16 protein-coding genes are annotated in these 20,623 nt (G+C 29.8%); 1 reads left to right on the top strand and 15 read right to left on the bottom strand.

Features of this window, described 5'->3' with window-relative positions:
- Window positions 1-375: 375 nt before the first annotated feature.
- The 6 genes from abc-f to hypB all read right to left on the bottom strand — a co-directional run bounded on the left by abc-f (window position 376) and on the right by hypB (window position 9,336).
- The gene (gene abc-f, locus C1715_RS09995) at window positions 376-2,304 is read right to left on the bottom strand and encodes a ribosomal protection-like ABC-F family protein (RefSeq protein ID WP_102400351.1); all 1,929 of its coding nucleotides are present in this window, start codon (window positions 2,302-2,304) and stop codon (window positions 376-378) included.
- A gap of 571 nt (window positions 2,305-2,875) precedes the next feature.
- Complete coding sequence (locus C1715_RS09990; protein WP_102400350.1) at window positions 2,876-3,727, bottom strand: pentapeptide repeat-containing protein; 852 nt, start codon at window positions 3,725-3,727, stop codon at window positions 2,876-2,878.
- 166 nt (window positions 3,728-3,893) lie between these two features.
- Window positions 3,894-4,235 (bottom strand): hydrogenase maturation nickel metallochaperone HypA, encoded by a 342-nt coding sequence (locus C1715_RS09985; protein ID WP_102400349.1) that lies wholly within the window; start codon window positions 4,233-4,235, stop codon window positions 3,894-3,896.
- Window positions 4,236-4,279: 44 nt separating this feature from the next.
- Window positions 4,280-6,970: an FAD-dependent oxidoreductase gene (locus C1715_RS09980; protein ID WP_102400348.1), complete on the bottom strand. Its 2,691-nt coding sequence runs from the start codon at window positions 6,968-6,970 to the stop codon at window positions 4,280-4,282.
- Between the two features lie 388 nt (window positions 6,971-7,358).
- On the bottom strand, window positions 7,359-8,486 hold the full coding sequence (locus C1715_RS09975; RefSeq protein ID WP_102400347.1) for an RNA-guided endonuclease InsQ/TnpB family protein: 1,128 nt from the start codon (window positions 8,484-8,486) through the stop codon (window positions 7,359-7,361).
- Window positions 8,487-8,664: 178 nt separating this feature from the next.
- A complete protein-coding gene (gene hypB, locus C1715_RS09970) occupies window positions 8,665-9,336 on the bottom strand; it encodes a hydrogenase nickel incorporation protein HypB (protein WP_102400346.1) in 672 nt (223 codons plus the stop codon).
- Window positions 9,337-9,609: 273 nt separating this feature from the next.
- Between hypB and C1715_RS09965 the strand changes: the two genes are divergently transcribed.
- Entirely contained in the window at window positions 9,610-10,317 is a 708-nt protein-coding gene (locus tag C1715_RS09965) for a FadR/GntR family transcriptional regulator (protein ID WP_102400345.1), read from the top strand.
- 283 nt (window positions 10,318-10,600) lie between these two features.
- Here the strand turns inward: C1715_RS09965 and C1715_RS09960 are convergent, their stop codons facing one another.
- The 9 genes from C1715_RS09960 to C1715_RS09920 all read right to left on the bottom strand — a co-directional run bounded on the left by C1715_RS09960 (window position 10,601) and on the right by C1715_RS09920 (window position 20,620).
- Window positions 10,601-13,411, bottom strand: a complete 2,811-nt coding sequence (locus C1715_RS09960) for an immune inhibitor A domain-containing protein (protein ID WP_102400344.1) — start codon at window positions 13,409-13,411, stop codon at window positions 10,601-10,603.
- 546 nt (window positions 13,412-13,957) lie between these two features.
- A complete protein-coding gene (locus C1715_RS09955) occupies window positions 13,958-14,161 on the bottom strand; it encodes a helix-turn-helix transcriptional regulator (protein ID WP_035291080.1) in 204 nt (67 codons plus the stop codon).
- A 1-nt stretch (window position 14,162) separates the two neighbouring features.
- Complete coding sequence (locus C1715_RS09950; RefSeq protein WP_102400343.1) at window positions 14,163-14,573, bottom strand: hypothetical protein; 411 nt, start codon at window positions 14,571-14,573, stop codon at window positions 14,163-14,165.
- Between the two features lie 216 nt (window positions 14,574-14,789).
- Entirely contained in the window at window positions 14,790-15,524 is a 735-nt protein-coding gene (locus tag C1715_RS09945; RefSeq protein ID WP_102400342.1) for a hypothetical protein, read from the bottom strand.
- A gap of 98 nt (window positions 15,525-15,622) precedes the next feature.
- Window positions 15,623-16,369, bottom strand: coding sequence for an ABC transporter permease (locus tag C1715_RS09940; protein ID WP_102400341.1), 747 nt, complete (start codon window positions 16,367-16,369; stop codon window positions 15,623-15,625).
- A complete protein-coding gene (locus C1715_RS09935; protein ID WP_102400340.1) occupies window positions 16,362-17,282 on the bottom strand; it encodes an ABC transporter ATP-binding protein in 921 nt (306 codons plus the stop codon). The genes C1715_RS09940 and C1715_RS09935 overlap by 8 nt, the downstream gene beginning before the upstream one ends.
- A 268-nt stretch (window positions 17,283-17,550) precedes the next feature.
- A complete protein-coding gene (locus C1715_RS09930) occupies window positions 17,551-18,462 on the bottom strand; it encodes a sensor histidine kinase (protein ID WP_102400339.1) in 912 nt (303 codons plus the stop codon).
- Entirely contained in the window at window positions 18,459-19,166 is a 708-nt protein-coding gene (locus tag C1715_RS09925) for a response regulator transcription factor (RefSeq protein WP_102400338.1), read from the bottom strand. Before C1715_RS09925 ends, C1715_RS09930 begins: the two co-directional genes overlap by 4 nt.
- 344 nt (window positions 19,167-19,510) lie before the next feature.
- Window positions 19,511-20,620 (bottom strand): hypothetical protein, encoded by a 1,110-nt coding sequence (locus C1715_RS09920; RefSeq protein ID WP_102400337.1) that lies wholly within the window; start codon window positions 20,618-20,620, stop codon window positions 19,511-19,513.
- Window positions 20,621-20,623: the final 3 nt, after the last annotated feature.

The following is a 20,623-nucleotide window of genomic DNA, read 5'->3' as shown; positions in this document are numbered from 1 at the left end:
TAAATAACAAGTCAAAGATGCTGGTATATTTTGTGTCAGACAAGGAAGCAGGTTCCGCCGCTAGTAGAACTATCGGTGGGTTCTGCTGACGCAGTATGACGCAAAATAGACTAGCATACTGACTTGGTATTTATTTGAATGTGCCTTAGGCTTGAATAATTAAATGATTTTGTAATGTAATAATTCTTTCTACAATATACTACCATTATATTCTATATTTGTACATATTTTAAGCATACTAGATAGTCCTGCTTTATGAGATGACTATACAATACTGATATATAATCAGTATAATTTTTAGATTTATGAGATAAAAAAGATTATAAAATTAGACCCCCTAAATAATATAGGAGGTCACAAAATTTATTCCTATATCTAGTTATTAAGACTTAACCAAACTTCCATAACTCCATCCAACTCTTTACTTAATTCCTCTTTCCTAGAATATAATTTATCAAGCTGTTCATAATGTAATTTTGAGTCAGCCATAGCTAAATCAATCTCTTTTATTTCACTTTCAAGACTTTCAACCTTTGTTTCAATTTTAGCCACTTCTAATTCTTTCTTTTTGCTTCCATCAATATTTCTTGGTTTCTTAACTTTTTCACGCTTTACCACTGGTTCCTTAATGACTTTAAGGCTCAGATCATCTTTTACATTTTTATAATAATCATAATTGCCAGGATAACTTTTAAAAGCATTTTCCTCAATAGAGATAACTCTTTCACCTATTTTATTGATAAAATACCTATCGTGGGAGATAAAGAATATAGTTCCTTTAAAATCTTCCAGAGCTTCCTCTAAGGTTTCTATGGAGTCAATATCAAGATGGTTCGTAGGCTCATCTAGTATCAATAAATTTATATCTTCAAATAGCAATTTGCCAAGCTTCAGCCTTATTTTCTCTCCTCCTGATAAATTCTTTACTTTTTTAAAGACACTCTTACCATAGAACATGAATTTTGACAAATATTCACGGGCCTTCCCCTCTAATATACAAATATCTTCCCTAAAACACTCTAGCACAGTGAGTTCCTCGTTTTTAAAAGTAATTTTCTGAGGCAAATACGCCGCCATTACATTGGCACCTAATTCCACTACACCAGCATCCGGCTGCTCTTCACCTAATAAAAGTTTTAAAAAAGTAGTTTTGCCACTGCCATTTGGACCTATTAGGGCTACTCTTTCACCAAAATTAATCAATAAATCTGCATCCTTAAAAATAACCTTATCTTCAAAACTCTTAGATACCCCTATTGCCTTGATTGTCTCATTGCCTGAACGTTGTGCAGATTTTAAGTTTAATTTCATATTTTGTTTTTCAAAAACTGGCTTATCTATTCTATCCATTTTATCAAGCTTTATTTGTATACTTGTTGCTCTTCTAAAGAATTTATTATTATCAGCCCTTATAGCCCAGTCTCTTAATTCCTTCACAGTCTTTTCCATAGAATTTATCTTTTTCTGTTGTTCTCTAAAATTCTCATATTGGATGCGCGTGTTTTCTTCTTTTTGCTTTATATATTGAGAATAGTTGCCCTTATAGGTTATGGATTCCATATCCTCTATCTCTACAATCTTTGTCACTATATTATCTAGGAAATATCTATCATGAGATACTATAATTACAATTCCATTGTAATTTTTAAGATACTCTTCAAGCCATTCAATTGAGTCCATATCCAAATGATTTGTAGGCTCATCTAATAGTAATATATCAGGATTATCAATCAGTAGCTTTCCAAGTACTACTGTAGTTTTTTCACCACCGCTTAATAAATTAAAATCCTTTTCTAAAAAGCTGTCATGAAATTTCAAACCCGTACAAATCTTACTTAATTTTTCTTCTGTATTGTATCCGCCTTTAACTTCATATAATTGAGTCAATTTACTGTACTGTTTCAAGGCTTTTTCTAATGCATTATCTTCTAAAAATTTCATTTTCTCTTCTAATTCGCGCATTTCTTTTTCTATACTATAAACTTCCTTGAAAGCTAATTTTAAAACATCAACAACCTTTAAATTCTTATCATATTGAGGAATTTGTTCAAGATAAGCACATTTAGCTTCTTTGGGCAAACAAATAAATCCTTCATCATATCCAGGGCTTGTAGCCCCGGGATAGCCAACACAATAATTCATAGGCTCTACTCCCGCTATTAATTTAAGAATAGTGCTTTTACCACTTCCATTAACCCCCACTATACCAACTTTTTCTCCTGCATAAACTTGAAATGTTATATTTTTAAGAACAAGTGTAGCATCCATATATTTTTTTACACCATTTAACGATAATTCAAACATATAAATTCCTTCTTTCATCCATAAGATAAGTCATGCATTTTATGGCAGAGCAAAAAAGGTCCTAACTACTATAATTTTTAAAATAATGTTAAAAATAAAAAGACCATAAGAAGATCATTGCTTCTTACAGTCTGAAAATACTTTATTACTACTATAATTTATCTAAATCATATATAAGAAAAAAATTATGCCTACTAATAAAACCATTTCATAATACTTATATATCCCATCCATTTTTTCAAAAAATCAAGTTTAATATTTTAAAATAAATTATTAAAATATTTCATAAATTATAATATTGAATTTCAGTAAAGTAAGTTACCTTCTAAATGCCTTATTCCATAAAGAGCACAACAAGAAAACCTAAATATAATTAGGCAAATTAAAACTCATTATAAAATAAATATTAATTTTAAATTTAAATTAATATTAGCAATTAGCTGGTGTCATAACTTACTTTCCCCCTTCTAAATTGATATTTTTATTCATTATATCATCTTATGTATTTTATGTAAATAGAAAGCCTAAATTCTATTTTTTATCATGAATCCTAAATATATTCTAAAATTAATTACTTTAACCAATAGTTTGGACGAGCTATCATAATAGGTAGCTTTGTATGTGAATCTCCCTTAGCCGTATTGATCTGAGCTTGAGTAAGAAAGATACTATTTTCTAGATTAGCTCCACTAAGATCTGCATCTCTCAGATCAGCACCAATTAGGTCCGCCCAACTCAAATCCACTCCTCTAAGATTTGAAGCAATGAGACATGCTCCTCTCAAGTCTGCTCCTCTAAGATTACTCTTTCTCATATCCGAACCAAAATAATCCAATCTATGAGATTTGGCTTTTCTGTTTCTTAAAATAATATTCCTTTCTCTTTGAGCCTTAATACGCACCTGTTCACTAGTATTTTTAAGTAGCATATTAACTTTCGTTCTATGAGCCTCTAAATTCAATGTTAATAGTGAATCAACATCTAGAAATGTAAATCGTTCAGTTTCATCCCTTAATGAACCTATTTCTTCTTTAATATGATAATCCTTTTGCAAAATAAATGCTTGAGTAAGATACCATAGCATTTCATGAAGTTGTCTCATAATCAAAAACGTTTCAAACATTTGACTAGCACATTCTGGATTTTCCCGCCAATCATGTCCACTAAAAGTAACTTGAGCTACCTTTTGACCAGCACCTAAGCAGTCATACGCAGTGCACCCCTTAAGCCCTTTATGTCTAAGATTTTTGTGAACAGAACAAGTAAAGTCTGATTGTAGGTTTATACACGGTTTACCCGCATCTTTATTTGTTGGAAAACCTTCCGAAGCTGAAAAATACAGTGCTATGCAACATAAACCAAAACATTTTTTACAATCAACTTTTAGTTCTTTAGTATATTTATCTTCATTTATATATGTCATATTGTTCTACCTCGCATTAAAAACAAAAATGTTTTTTTTAAATTATACCACATTTACTATTAAAGAAAGGAAGCTTACAATAAAAAATGCTGTTGGATTATGTGTAGTAGGTACAGAAGACCTCACTTAGCTATTATGTAAACTAAGTGAAGTCTTCAGATTTATTTTAGTAGGCAATAATTTCCTTAATCATAAACTCTCTTCCGCTTAATAATCCAAAGTGATTACTTCCACACTTGGGACATTTTTTGCCATCTTTAATAATGTTAAAAACTTTGCTGCATTCTTTACAAATAGCATTTCCTGGTATTATCTCAATTTTCAATTTGGTATCCTGCAACATTGTTCCATCAACCGCTGCTGGATAACACTCCTCAATATACTTTGGAATCATTGATGAAAGCTCTCCTATTTGTAAAACTAATGTATCAATTTTAGTAAGCTTTTGCTTTATTGCAATTTTTTCTATAGTGTTAACAACTTCAATTACAACACCTAGTTCATGCAAATTAATCACCTATCCCATCTTCTGCTTATGCATATAATCTTAGACTAATGCTTTTTTGTAAAAAGTTTTTGAAACTTTCTAACTGTAATTCTTCCCTTACGTTTTATCACATTCTTAACAACCACTGGTTTCAATTTTTCTAATGACACACCTTCATTGTCATATTTTCTAACAAGTGAAATAGCATCAAATTTACACTTAGTTGTGCATTGACCACATCCTACACACATAAATTCATCTGTAATTGCAGCACCACAACCAAGGCAACGACTAGTTTCCTTTTTCACCTGTTCTTCTGTAAATGTAGCACGTACATCTTTAAATGACTCTTTTGCATTTACTCCATTTATATGTCCTGGTCTTTGTCTTTGGGTGTTATCATATCCTCCAATTTCAACACTACTCTTATCTAATTCATGATACTCTCTTCTATCACGACCATTAACTAAACTTTGTCCTGGCTGAACAAAACGATGAATTGAAATTGCCCCTTGTTTACCTGCGGCAATAGCATCTATAGCAAATCTTGGACCAGTATATGAATCGCCACCAGCAAATATATCAGGTTCTCCAGTTTGATAAGTGAATAGATCAGCTTTTATTGTTTTATTTGGATTTAATTCTGCTTTACTACCTGCAAGTATATTACCCCAATCAATTGATTGACCTACTGAAAGTAATACATAGTCTGCTTTAACAAATTTAACATCATTTTCATCATAAGTAGGATTAAATCTTTTATTTTCATCAAATACAGAAACACATTTCTTAAACTCTACTCCAACAACCTTACCATCTTCTGTAACAATACGCTTAGGTCCCCAAGAATTATTGATGGTAATATCTTCTGACATTGCCTCCTCAATTTCTTCTTCAAGAGCTGGCATTTCATCACGACTTTCAAGACAGAACATATCAACTTTTAAAGCTCCTACTCTTGTAGCATTTCTTGCCACATCAATAGCAACATTACCGCCACCGATTACAATTACATTCCCCTTAAGATTTATATCTTCTCCCAAGTTTACATTACGTACAAAATCAACGCCTGAAATAACTCCCTCAGCATCTTCTCCTTCTACGCCAATTTTTCTCCCTGCCTGAGCACCAATTGCAAGATAAAAAGCTTTGTATCCCTGTTCTCTTAAATCATTAAGAGTAACATCTTTTCCAACTTCAACGCCTGTTTTAAACTCAACGCCTAATTCTCTTAAAATGTCAATTTCTGCATTAACCACTTCTTTTTCAAGCCTAAAAGATGGAATTCCTAATGTCAGCATTCCTCCAAGAGCCTTTTGTTTCTCAAATACTGTTACTCTATATCCATCAATAGCTAAGTAATAAGCACAGGACAGTCCTGCTGGCCCACCACCAACAATAGCAATCTTCTTTCCATAATCATGTCTCTTTTTAGGCACATAACGATTTTTCATATTTAAATCCTGTTCTGCAATGAATTTCTTAATTTCATCTATAGCGATTGGATCATCAATGTCTCCTCTAGTACAAGCAGATTCACATTTTCTAGGACAAATACGTCCACATACTGCTGGAAACGGATTTTCTTTCTTAATTAGTTCTAACGCATCTGTATATCTTCCTTGAGATGCTAGTTTAATATATCCTTGTACAGCAATATGTGCAGGACATGCAGTTTTACATGGACTTGTACCTGTGTCAACAACATTCTTTCTATTAATTCTATAATCTACATTCCATTTATCAGGACCCCACTCTGCATTACGTGGAGTTTCCTCTCTTACTATTGCTTCAACAACAGGTTTGCTAGAACAAAGCTTTTGCCCCAACTGTATAGCATTTACTGGACAATTTGCAACACATTCACCGCAAGCAACACATTTATCCTTATCCACATGAGAAACATAGTTAGAACGAACCATATCAGCATTTGTAAACATTGAAGCTCCCCTTAATGAAAGACATGAACATCCACAGCAATTACAAATGGCATGGGTTTTTCCTGAACCATCTAAGTTTGGTATCTGATGCATTAAACCATTTTCTTCTGCTCTTTCTATAATTTCAAAAGCTTCTTCACGAGTAATCTTTCTACCTCTTCCTGTACGAATATAATATTCAGCAGCATGACCTAGTTGAATACACATATCCTCTTTTAGGTGACCACAACCCTCACCCATAAGTTCTCTTGCAGTACGACAAGCACAATCGGAAACTGAGAAAATTTCATTTTCATTAAGGTACTTTGATATTTCCTCATAGGATGCTCTTCTTGTTTCCCCATTTATAGAAGTTTCTATTGGGATGACACGCATAAGACCAACTCCTGGTGGAAAACTACCTGTTGACCTCGGTCCATTTTCTATGCCATATGCATCGAAGGATTCAGCAATTTGAGGATATTTATAAGAATTTTTTCTATTATTAACCATCATCTCCATAATACCTGGTACCCATGTTTCATACCAAAATTTATCTTCTCCATTGATAGTATTAACAAAGCAAACACCTATATCTGCCAGTTCTAATAAAAGTTCTTTTGTTCTTTTAATACTTTTTCCGCATAAAGGTGCAACCTCTTCTGCTGTAACTTTTTTTCTAAGGCTCATACAAAGCAAAACTTCTGCCATTTCATCTGTAACAACAGGTTCAAGAATTCTATAACGTGCATCATTCTCTGTAAACCAACCTCTAGATCCAGGCTTATTGCCACTAACTTGATTTGCAAATTGAAGAACTTTTTGTTTTACTGCCATGCTCATTACCGTTACCAAAACCTTATAAAACTTTATAAAAAGATTATATAAATATATAGTTTTGTTTCTTTCCTACTTCATAATGTCCGATTTTGCCCATTTTATAACCTCCTGAAAAGAGGTTAAATTGCGGCTACTTTCGTTTGTGTAACACTCCATAGGCTTTGCTATACTTTATAAGTATAGTGGGTTGTAACGATTACCCAGTTTAGTAAATCCTTTAGGTACATGAAAATAAATAAAAAGTCAAAGATGCTGGTATATTTTGTGTCAGACAAGGAAGCAGGTTCCGCCGCTAGTAGAACTATCGGTGGGTTCTGCTGACGCAGTATGACGCAAAATAGACTAGCATACTGACTTGTTATTTATTTGAATGTGCCTTAGGTGATTATACTAAACCATAGTTTGCAAGGTTGTATGAAGCATTTTTATCTCTATCACAAGTAAATCCACATTTGCATTTATAAACCCTATCTGAAAGTTTTAAGTCTTTCTTGATATTGCCACAATGACTACATGTTTTACTTGAAGGATAAAATATAGGTACTTGAACAAATTTAATACCATACTTTTCACATTTATATTTCATCTGATTAATAAAAATATTAAACCCCTGCTCTGCTATTGCCCTTGATAAGTGCTTATTCTTCATGATATTAGATACTTTTAAATCCTCCATAACTATTCTATATGGTTTGACTTTCACCATTTTGTAAGTAGTTTGGTGTATATGGTTTAATCTAATATTTTTAAGTTTACTATGAAGTTTTTTAATCTTCTTTTCAAGTCTTGCAATGTTCTTGGTTTTTTGGTAACTCTCTCCCTTCTTATTCATAATATATTTTCTTGAACATTGTCTTTGAAGTCTTTTTAACTTTTTACTTAGTTTTTTAACTTTGTTTGTTTTATTAACATTCCTAGTGTCTAATTTATCTATATTTGTTATTGCTAATTGAGATATTCCTAAATCGATTCCTAAGCTAAAATCATTTAATTTAACAGTTTTAATATTATCTTCAATACCTATTGAAAGTACCCATACTCTGCCATTAAAATGTACTCTAGGATTTTTAAACTTTGTTACAGTAGTTAAATTAATATCATAATCCACCCTATATTTAACTTTACCTATCTTTTCAAGATTAACAAAGTTATCTTTAAAATAAATTTTGTCATATCTGCTATAAAATCTAGGTTCTGATTTTTTCTTGCTTTTAAATTTAGGAAAGCCTCTTCCATTAAAGAAATTAGTATATGCTTTATCTAAGTCTCTAATACTCTCTTTAAGTGTTGCATTAGATACTTCATATAACCACTCATAACCTGCGGTATTCTTCAAAACAGTTAATTGTTTCCCTAAATCTGTAACTGATAGTTTTTTGCTATTAAGTTTATAGCTATCCATTTGCTTGGCTAACGCCCAATTATAAACAAATCTCATACAGCCTGTATGCTTATACATTAAAATTATTTGCTCTTGTGTTGGATATAGCCGTATATTTAATGCTTTTATCATGTTTTATCACCTTACTTTGCTATTTATATATCATTATGTTCAATAACTTATTTTTTATAATATTTTAAGGTGATTCTACTAGATAATTTTGAAGCCTATTAAAAAATAGTAGACTTTTATAAATTTTTATAATCTTTCTTTAACTGTTAATAAGCCTCCTAAAATAAATTTCCTGTAGCTATTGTTCGTTCCATATTTTAACTTCATTACGTAACCAATTTGTCCATTCTTCTATTCCCTCACCTGTCTTTGCAGAAATTGCAATAATTTTAATATTGGGATTCAATTTCTTTACTCGCTTTTTACATTCTTCTAAATCAAAATCAAAATAATCTAATGTGTCAATTTTATTAATTAATAGAACATCACAAATAGAAAACATCAAAGGGTATTTTAATGGCTTATCATCCCCTTCTGGAACACTTAATATCATTGCATTTTTTGATGCACCAGTATCAAATTCTGCGGGACAAACTAAATTTCCTACATTCTCTAAAATTGCAAAATCAATTTGTTTAGTGCCTAATGCACATAGTCCTTGTCTGGTCATATCTGCATCCAAGTGACACATTCCACCTGTATGTAATTGGACAACCTTTGCACCAGTTTGAGAAATAGTATTAGCATCAACATCTGAATCAATATCTGCCTCCATAACCCCTATTTTCATTTCATCTTTCAAAGCATTAATGGTTTTTGTGAGAGTACTGGTCTTACCAGACCCAGGTGATGACATTAAATTCAACAAAAATGTCCTTTCTTTTTTTAATTCTTTTCTAAGCAAATCAGCTTCATGATTATTATCATCAAAGACACTTTGCTTAATTTCAATAACTTTGTAAGTATTCATGTTATCTTCCCCCTATTTATATCCCTTATTTTATTCTATTTTCCTTATGTATGACTTATGAATTCTACATGCCATTATTTTGTTTTTTTGTGGTCATACCAAGCTTGTCTAAATTTTAACATTATATGTATTAGAAATCAATATTTTCTCATAAAGTTAAAATTATATGCAAAAATAATATATTACATTTACTAATCAATTGACTTTTTTTGTAGATTTCTCTACAATAGTCTTGTGCTCTTTGGTTAGACCAATACAAAGGATGTGTTAAAAATGTCTTTACGTAAAATAGTACCTCCTACCATGAAAGAACTTTTTATTAAAGAAATTGAAGGGAAAATATTATCCGGAGAATGGAAAATTGGCGATCGATTGCCTACTGAAAGAGAGATGGCGAAAAAAACAAATGTGAGTCGAACTGTCATTAATTCAGGTCTCTACGAGCTTGCTCAAAACGGATTTGTTGAAATCATACCGAGAAAAGGCGTTTTTGTTGGAGATTATATTAGAAACGGGCAATTAAATACACTTTTGTCAATCATCAACTTCAATGGAGGAAAATTTGACAAAAAAACCTTTGACTCATTAACATCTTACCGCATACATTTTGATTGTGAGTGCGCATATTTAGTAGCTCAAAACCGCACGGATGATGATTTAAAACTTATGAGCTCCATTTATAAAAAAGCTCTTGAAACTACCGATAATACAGAAATATTTCAATTAAAATTTCAATTTCTTCATGCTATATATTGTGCTACAGGTAATAATATATATCCATTAGTGTGTAATTCTTTCAAAAAGCTTTGCATTACCTTTAATGAAATAATATATAGGATTTTTGGCTGCGAACCTATTACTTATATGGGCAAATTAATAGATGCCATTGAAAAAAAAGAGCCAGATAGAGCTCGAAGAATAATGTATGAATTTTTAACTGAGCGCATTGATGATCTGAAACAAGTGTACTTTAAAGACTGATTTAGATATAGAACTATTTCTAAATACTATAAGCGGTAAATATATTGTCATATTTACCGCTTAATTTATATTTACATTTAGAGAGATAAAATTATCGTAAACCTACAAGGACGCCAGGCTAGCGAACCTTAAGCAGGATGCTAAATGTGATCGTTAGATAATTTTATATGGCTAAAAGATTAGAATTTTTTAAATTAAATTTATTATTGAGCTTATGCAAGTCATTGAGGAGAAATTTCATAATTCCACCACATTGTACATTTTTGTGGTTTAATCAGTTAATTTATTTTAATTTTTTTCTACCAATTATTCCACTTGCAATTAAAATCATACCCAAAATATAATTTTCCATTGGAGTTACTCCACCTGTTTTTGGAAGAGCTTTTGCTAAAATCTCAGATGACTTTCCTCTTTCTGCATTATTACTTTCCTTTGGTTTTGAATTTGTATTTTTAATTGTATCCTCTTGAGTATTCGTATCATCTTTATTATTTGCATCATCAACTTTTGTTTTATCATCTTCCTTACTTGAATTTTCCGTTTCATTATCAGTGGATGTTTTTATTTTAGTAAAATCAGCTCCAAATATCTTATGAACTTCATTATTATAGATAGCCTTAGCATTTCCTACAGCATCTATAAACACAATATGACTAATTTTAAAACTACTATCCTGTGATAAGAAATTAACCTCACCTACATATTTCCCATTTTCATAATTTAAAGTTACTTGTTGCTTTTTATTATTTTTTCCTAAATACTCTATATAAGCCATATCTCCATATTTAGCTTGTGCTTCAACATATAATTTATTATTTTCTACTTTTACTTCTTTTAATATAGAACTGTCTTGTGCTGTAGTATTTTTTCCATCCTTAAATCTTGCAATATGAATTTTAGCTGTACTTCTATCCTTACTTTCATCAGTTACAAAAACCTTTAAACCGTATTTCTTTAATTTTAAACCTGCTTCCCTATTATAACTGCTAGCAGTGTAATCATTGTCATCACTAAATACCGGATTCATAAAAGTATGATTATCTTCAACATAATACTTATCATTAGAAGTTTTGCCCTCTATTTTTAAAGCTGAACCAGTTCTTAAACTAAATGCAGCATCATGCATTTGATAATTTATTCTATCTGCTCCAGATTTACCGCTTTTTTCATATCTATATGTTACAGGATTTTGATCTGCATCCACTATTCCTGCAAACAATTCTCCTTTATGATTTGCTGTATTTTGATCTGGCCTAAACCCTGCATATTTTTCATTTATATACCAAACTACTAATCCCGGATCATATTCTAGTCCTTTTCTTCCTATATTAATAGTTTTTAAACCTTTATCCACTAGGGTATCCCCTCCACTATTTCTCCACTCAAGTAAGTAATAATGATTATAACTCATAACTCCATTTGATTTTGAAAAACCATCAAAATTAAACATTGAATCGCTTTCTGCATTGTCTTTGTATTTAATTTGTCCATCTACGTTCACCTTTATATCATCCATATAAATTCCATCTTCAGGAGTATTACTATCTGTCCTGAATCTAAATCTTAAATCTACTTTTCTACCTTTAAAATTACTTAAATCAAAAGTTGCATCCACCCATTGCTTATTTGAGCTACCAGTTATACCATGACCTGGATTTCTTCTTTTTATCTCTTCTGGTGTTTCATTATCCTTAACCCACTGATCTACAGTATCAGTAGTTAAGTTTCCCCTTACGGAAATCCAATCATTAGTACCTACTTCCTTTACTTGAACTGAGGCAAAATCGAAACCCGGGTCTATATTATACCAAGTTCTAAAACTTAATTCAGATTTATTTTTTCCCATTAATTCTATAGGACTTTTAGTAGACATATAATTTTCTAAATTATCCCCTTTACCACTAAAATAGCAGTACTTACCTTCCGGTGGAGTTACCACTCTCTCATCATTGCATTCTGGTAAATTAATTCTTATAGTGTCATTATTTTGCCCCTTAATACTAGCTTGATCTAAAACTACATCTATGCCCTTTTCATCTATATTTTCTAAATTTAAAACCTCAGAGTTTTGCCAATTAGCTATTCTACCTCGCTTTGTAAAATCTTTTTGCAAAAATTCCCTGCAATAGGCACCATAGCTAACTGGTTCAGAGCCTCTAGGATCTCCAGCATAACTTCCACCCATTATAGACCAATTTTCTACTGGTGGTTCATTAGTTCCATATAAATCTGGAAGTCCAAGAATATGTCCAAATTCGTGATTAAATAAATCTACTGGTAAATCCTGTTCAAATACTGCAAAGTCTTCTATTTTAAATTCTTTTCCATTTCTATCTTTTACTGTAGGATTTTTGGCAACTATAGTCTGTTTATTTTCTACACTTAGCTTATCCATATCTTCCCCGAAAACATTAAACCCCCATCTGAATGGCCATATAGCATCTTCCCCTAAAGATCCTCCACCCCACTCTTCTCCAAGTCCTGGATGAATTACAACTAAGCTATCTATTATTCCATCTGGTTCATTATAATTTCCATCTCCATCTAAATCCCATTTATCCTCAACATCAAATTCTGATAAGTCTAAGTCTTTAGACGCTTTTTCTATAGATTCTTTTACAAGATTTCTTGCTCTTGGTTGATCACCACTACCATCATTTGATCCATATTCTTTAGCCTTCTTATCAGCTGTATACCAACCTACGACTTTCCCCTTAAATTCATAAGTTCCACCAGATTCTTCTTTGAAAAATTTATTTACTGTAATATGCTTATTTCCATCTGAAGTCTCATAATATTCATCCCCAAAGAAAAGGTTTTCATAAAATTCATCAGTAGTTTCTGCCCCCTTAAAATTATTGATTCTAAAATTTTTTTCCCTTTTATCTAAGTCTGTATATTTATAGTCAGGAAAATCAATTAGAATAACTAATGGTTTTGATGTGAATTTTTTACTATTATACGCTTTTCTTTGAATTGTAGGTAATGAATTTTCAAACTCTCCGCTAGTAGTAGCTCTTACTGCCAATGGATTGGTTAATGTAAACAACATAGAAGCTGTTAAAATAGTACTTAAAAGCTTAATTTTTTTCACTATACACGCCCCCCAAAATATATAGTATATATAAGAAAAATATTGTACTTTGAATACATGTACCTTATTTCTCTATTAACCAAAATTAAACTAAAATTATTTTTGTTAGAATATTCTGAAATATATTAATTTTCATACTTATGAATTAATTATACTACAATTTAAATTTTTTTCAAATATTTTCCGTATACACTTTTTCGACATTACATGTATAAAATCAATTGCTTAAGTACCATTGAATGTATTAAGTTGTTTTCATATACATAAATTTATTTAATTTATAAATAATCTATATAAAACTTTGTAGTAAGATTTGTAAAAAAATACAGAAGACATAAACCTATATTTTATGTCTTCACTTTCTTATATGCACTATATGAAAAATACATTACCATAATGAAGAAATAATAATGCACATTTCTACAGATAATGCATCTATGAAAAAATTTGGGACTTTAATAAATGGCGGGGAATGTATCATAAATAAAATTGCTACTTAAGCTGTTTTACTTTTAGCAGGAAGATTTATATTTAGTGATGATTTACTTACTCTATAAATTCAAACAATTTGTCTACACTGGTATTAAAAATTTTAGCAATATCCATAGCAAGTTTTAAAGAAGGATTATATTTGCCATTTTCAAGATGCACAATAGTTTCTCGTCTAACACCCACTAAATCAGCCAATTGGCTTTGCTTCATATTTGCCTTTTCTCTAAATTCCTTTATATTAGTTTTTAAAATAGTCATTTTATAATCCTTTCCTATTGTAATAATAAAACAAACTTGCTTTAAGAGTAGTAATTATAAATAGTAAAATCAATATTAATAACCCTATAACATCTCTTGTAACGTTAACATTACTATACATAGGTGCTGCAACAAGAATAGCCAGTAAGAATAATCCTATATTAACAACAACTAGAACAATGTTATTTACTTTATATAAAATTTTTTCTGCCAATTCATCCACTTTTTCTTGTTTTATAAATCCAGTAAGACCGTATAAAACTAACACAGAATAATAAATCTTTGAAATAATGTTGTGATATTGGTTAAATCCAAAGTTGGCTCTACTCACAATATATAAAACAAGTATTAAAAATACTACTAATGATTTAAAAAACAGCTGGCTTGCTAGTTTAATTTTATTTATCCTCATATCAAAACCTCCAAGTGATATATTTATAACTTTCATGTTATAAATATATCACTTGGAGGTTTGAATGTCAATTTAATTAGAAAATATATCTTTACAATTTATATCATAAAATTCATAACAATTCCAAAAATAATCTTTATTCAAAGGATAACTTGATGAATTTTTAATTACAATTTCAAATATGATTTAACCTTTCTGCTTACTCTATAAAAGCATTTATTGCACTTCCATTTTATTTATATACCAGCATCCGTACACAATACCACCAATAAACATTGCAATAGCTATCATAACTTGGCTTGGCATAATTGAAATATTCTTAATGATTTTATAATTGTCACTTATTAACATGAGATTAGATATAACTGGTAGTGGAAATGGTATAAATGTCCTCACTGCTGGTTCACTTAAAAATATGAAACTAGCTACAAGCTGAATAGCAATATACATTATTGGTACAATAATCTTTTTACTTACAATTGCCAAGGAGGCAGTTACTGTAATCATAAGCATCTGAAAGAAATATGCCTTTAAAGTTATCATTAAATGCTTTATAATAATAGATACTGTAAGCGTGTCTCTAAAAGTTATATAACTAATTGATGTAAGCATAAGAAACTCTATAATATATAATAGTAAAAATATTACCATTACGGAAATAATTTTACCTATAAATATCTTCCATCTTTTATGCTTATATGTTAACATGGACAACATTGTATTATTGTTGAATTCCCATATAAACATGTAAGCAATAAGCAAATTTATAGCGGCAAGAAAACCATAAGAAAATACCGCTAAATTCACCCAAGTAAATACGTCATCCGCATTTTTCATAACTGATGGATTTAAAGGTACTGAACTTATTTGAACAACAATAAATACTCCTATAATTAATGGAATCCAAATTCCTTTAAACTTCTTTAGTTCGCATACTACAATATTTAACATAAAAGCCCTCCTAATTAAAGATTATATATAATTTTTAATAAACCAAATAAATAGTTACAAATTAAATCACCTTGCTACACTAAAAACAATATGCGTTATTAATAAATATTAGCTTTTCTATAAAATAAAAAACATCCTGCGATACCTAGTATAAATATAAAACTCCCAATAAATATATCACTATTGCTTATTACCATATTTACTGGTATAGGAACTCCACATATAGGTGTTCTAAACTTTGCAACAGGTGCTGCTGGTAAAATTGAAAATATATAATCACCATACTTACTTCCTAAAATATAATTTGTATTTCCTATTATTAATGCTAAGGAATAAACTGATGAAATAATCATACTTTTGCCCATTAAAGCTACTAAAATTGCCATTGGTGTCAGTGCTACTTGAAAAATAAATGAAATTATAAATATTTTAGAATGATTTATAAGAGGTTCTAGTGTTAAAGGTGTTTTTAAAAAAATAATTCCTTTTAAAACTAAAAAAATGTAACTCATCAAATAAATAATAGCTATCACTATTATGCTCATTAAAAATTTATTAATAAAAGCTCCAAATCTTCCATTAGGATAAGTAAATTCTATAGGTACTGTTTTATGCCTAAATTCTCTAATAAATATAATTGCAATAATATTTGGAATAACCAATGTAAAAAATATGCTAAATGCTATAAATTCAAATTTAAAAAAGTATCCATACCAATTTAAAGATGACACCATTTCTTTATTTATTGTACTAAATTCCAAGCAAATTAGCCCAGCTAATAAAATAGTGATATAGTATCCCGTTCTTTTTAATTTTAAAAATTCACTATATAATCCATCAAACACCTTGTCCACCTCCAGTAAGCCTTACAAAGTAATCCTCCAGAGTATTATTCATAACATTAACCTCATAAACCTCTACCCCCTCTGAAATCATTTTTCTTGCAACATCATTTGACTTATCAAGCATCTGGTAGATTCTAATTTTATTCGGCTCTGTTACTTCATAATCTCTAATATTCATTGATTCTTCTAAAATAGTTACTGCTTTTTTGTCATTGTTAACTACTAAATTAATATAGTGCCTATTCTTTTTTTCAAAACTTTTATAGTCTATCTCCTCTAGGAGCTTTCCCTTATGAATAATGCCAATCTTTGTGGCAATCTGTTGTATTTCTCCAAGTATATGACTTGACATAAGTATTGTTATTTCTTTCTTTTTATTAAGTTCTAGTAAAGTTTCTCTCATCTCTTTTATGCCTACGGGATCAAGTCCATTAGTTGGTTCATCAAGAATAAGAAGTTCTGGTTTATGAAGAAGTGCCCTTGCAACTCCCAATCTTTGCTTCATTCCTAAAGAATATTTCTTAACTTTTTTCTTTTTAATATCATAATCAGTAAGTCCAACAATTTCTAGAGCTTCATCTATATATTCCTTGTTAGGAACTCCCATTAATCTTCTATGAATCTCAAGATTCTCTCTTGCAGTTAAATTTGGATAAAAACCTGGTGTTTCAATTATTGCTCCTATCCTCCCAAATACCTCTCTTTTTCCCATCTTTCTTCCGAAAAGCTCATACTCTCCCTTTGTTGGGGAAATAAGTCCCATTATCATTCTTAAAGCTGTGGTCTTTCCTGCACCATTTCTCCCTAAAAATCCATATATCTCTCCTTTTTTAATATTCATATTAACATTATCAACTACAGCTGTAGAACCATACTTTCTTGTAAGATTATAGGTTTTTAATATATTTTCCATTGTTTTTCCTCCCTTTTATCAAAGATAAACTGCATTATAAATTTATAGAATCTAACATTCTTCAATTATATAAGAAGCATATTAAAACATAAAATAGAAACTACGTTTATACGATACGTGAATAATAATTAAGGATTGCTCCTTATCCATATACATAATAAGGGACAATCCTTAAATCCAAGCTACGCAATTATTACAAATTTATTAAATCTTTTTTGCTATATTTATTAAACATCTATAAAATAATTTTCTAATGATTTGCTCACTCTTAACTGCTACTTTTAGGAAGCTTTACTGTAAATATTGTTTTTTCATAAGATATACTTTGAACACTTATACTACCTTTCATATGCTGAACCATATTTTTTACTATACTAAGTCCAAGACCGCTACCTTGAAAATTCCTATTCCTAGATTTTTCTCCTGTGTATAATCTATCAAAGATATAAGGAAGTTCACTCTTATCAATGCCTTTTCCTTTATCCCATATGCTAAGTTTTACCCATTTATCCTCTTCATTTAAATCAATTCCAATAACCTTTCCTTCACATCCATATTTCAAACTATTTGAAATAAGATTAGCTATAATTCTACTGGTATAATTTTTATCTCCAAAAGCAAAAATTTCCTCATCACCTATGTTTATCTTTGGAGTTATGTCTTTTTCATTTATTTCATTCATAAAAGCAATTATATTTTTTCTTACTACCTCTGATATATTAAACTTTTCAATAGTTATCTCCACATCATTACATTCAAGTTTTGACATTTGAAAGAACTCTTCCATAAGCTCTTTTAAAGCAGCACCTCTTTCTCTAATAATACTAATATATTCTTCTCTTTTTTCTTTTGTAATGGAATTATCCGAAAGAAGATCCACATATCCCATAAGGGCAGTAAGTGGAGTTCTTATGTCATGGGAAATATTTGAAACCATTTTTTGATGGTGTTCTTTATAATTTTTATTATCAATAGAAATTTTCTGGTATTTATCAAGGATTTTATTAATTTCCTCTACAAGTTCCTTCTTATCTAAACTTAAATTATTAAATTTTATTCTTTCCCTTGAATTATCTTTAAGGACTTCTTTTAATTTTTCAGTAATTCCATTGGTTTTTATTTTATCATTTAATAACAATATAAATAATATTACAATAATAATTATTAATAACCAATTCATTGTTTATCACCTATCAATTTGTATCCTATACCCCAAACAGTTTCTATAAGTTTAGGTTTATTAGAATCATCTTCAATTTTACTTCTAAGCCTTCTCATATGTACTGTTACCGTATTATAATCCGATAGAAATTCCTCTCCCCATACACTGTTATATATCTGAACTTTAGTAAATACCCTATTTGGATTTTCAAAGAAAAGCTTCAAAATTTTCATTTCCTTTGCAGTAAGCGTAAGTTCCTTTCCACTCTTAGTAACTGTGTAATTATTCATATCAAATTTTACATCACCATACTGATATATCCTATTTTCTTTGCTATTTTCAGTTTCATTATAATAAATGGCTCTTCTTATATTACATTTAACTCTTGCTATAAGTTCTGGTACTGAAAATGGTTTTACAATATAATCATCAGCTCCCATACCAAGTCCTATTATTTTATCACTATCTTCTCCCTTTACAGAAAGTATTATAATAGGAACTTTACTTTTTTCTCTAATTCTCCTCATGGCTTCAATTCCATCCATAACAGGCATCATAATATCCATAATTATCATATGATATTCTTCATCTTCAAACTTTTCTACCCCTTCAAATCCATCAAAAGCTTGTCCAATATCATATCCTTCTTTTATTAATGATTCCTTTATCATATTATTTATATTCACATCATCTTCTACGATTAATATCTTTAGATTTTTCATAATGCCACCTTCATCTAACGTATTATATGTATTGATATTACCTTCCAATAATAATATAGTTTTTATAAAAGTTACTTCATATACAAATAAGTACAAAAACACATTATAATTATATACAAAATAAATTTAATTTTCTACAATATTAATTAGATAGATTGTAAAATAAGCACTTTGAGGTATTATAGTATCTATTAGGATGTCATTAAAATCCGAAAGACCAAACATAAAAACTTAGCCATATAAATTAAAGCCAAGTAAATCTACAAAGGATTTTCTTAGCTTTATAAATGGCATTGGAATGTAAGTTTATTATTGTCAAACCTATTGTGAATAAATATCTAAACCTATTTTCTATTAATAGCAACAACTAGTGCTATAGCAGATATTATAAATACAATTAAAATTTCCAGTATAATTGCATAAGGTTCCCATATTCCAAAATTGAGAGAAAATCCACACAAACTTGCTGATATATGAGAGCTCGCCATAGGGATTGCATTTAGTATATAATTCATAAAACTTGTTGAAGATGATTGGAGTTTGCTTCCCACCATATAAAATATACTTAAACTGACACCTGAAGCTATAGCTATGGTGGTTTTCTTTGTCTTTAAAGATATATATCCCATTAAAATTGATAAAGCAAGGATTCCAAAGATTTCTGCTAATGCCGCTACCATGATAGCTTGCCCTATAGAAAGATTGCCAAAAGAAAATAATGAAAGCATCTTATAGCTAGTCTTTAACGTTTTAAATCCTACCGTAGAACCGATTATTCCTACTGTTCCTAAAATGGTAATTAGCGTCAATAATACTCCATAAAAAATTACCGGTAAAGTTCTAACCATCATATTTTTCTTATATCCTTTAGTAGTTCTAAGAATTTCTATGCTCTCATCTTCAAAGCTGTCAGAATAGGTTCCTGAAGCAAAGAATGTCACTAAAAACATAGTAATTATAAAAAGTAACTTCATATTTGCAAAGACATCATAATAAAAATAATGTCCAGGATATTGTTCAAATGGAGTCTTAACTTTGGTTAAATTATCCATGGCAATTTGCTGCTCTGATGCTGGAAGTCTTTTAATTAATTCCTTAAATTTATTTCTCCAACAATCATAAAATTCTGTAGCATATTTATCAGGATAGTCCTCTATTTTATTCTCTTTATAAAGAATCCCTGGATAATCCTTAACAAGATTATCGATTACCCAAATTTGTGATTGGTAATAGTAGCTTTTAGATTTTTCATCTCGCACTTTCTTTAAAGCTGAATAAAGATTTTTCTCTGTAATATTTCCTTCATAGGAGTTCTGTTTTTTTAAATCATTAATATAATCCTTTTGATCATTTACTGTTATAAAATTCAAACCTATAGTTATAATAAAAATAACCGGTAAAGATAATAATACATTTTTTGTATATAAACGACGTTTCATTTCCAATAAGATCATGAA

It is taken from the genome of Haloimpatiens massiliensis, from assembly GCF_900184255.1.
Taxonomy (GTDB): Bacteria; Bacillota; Clostridia; order Clostridiales; family Clostridiaceae; genus Haloimpatiens; species Haloimpatiens massiliensis.
The sequence above is the reverse complement of the archived record's forward strand: the minus strand, read 5'-3'. Positions and strand labels throughout refer to the sequence as shown.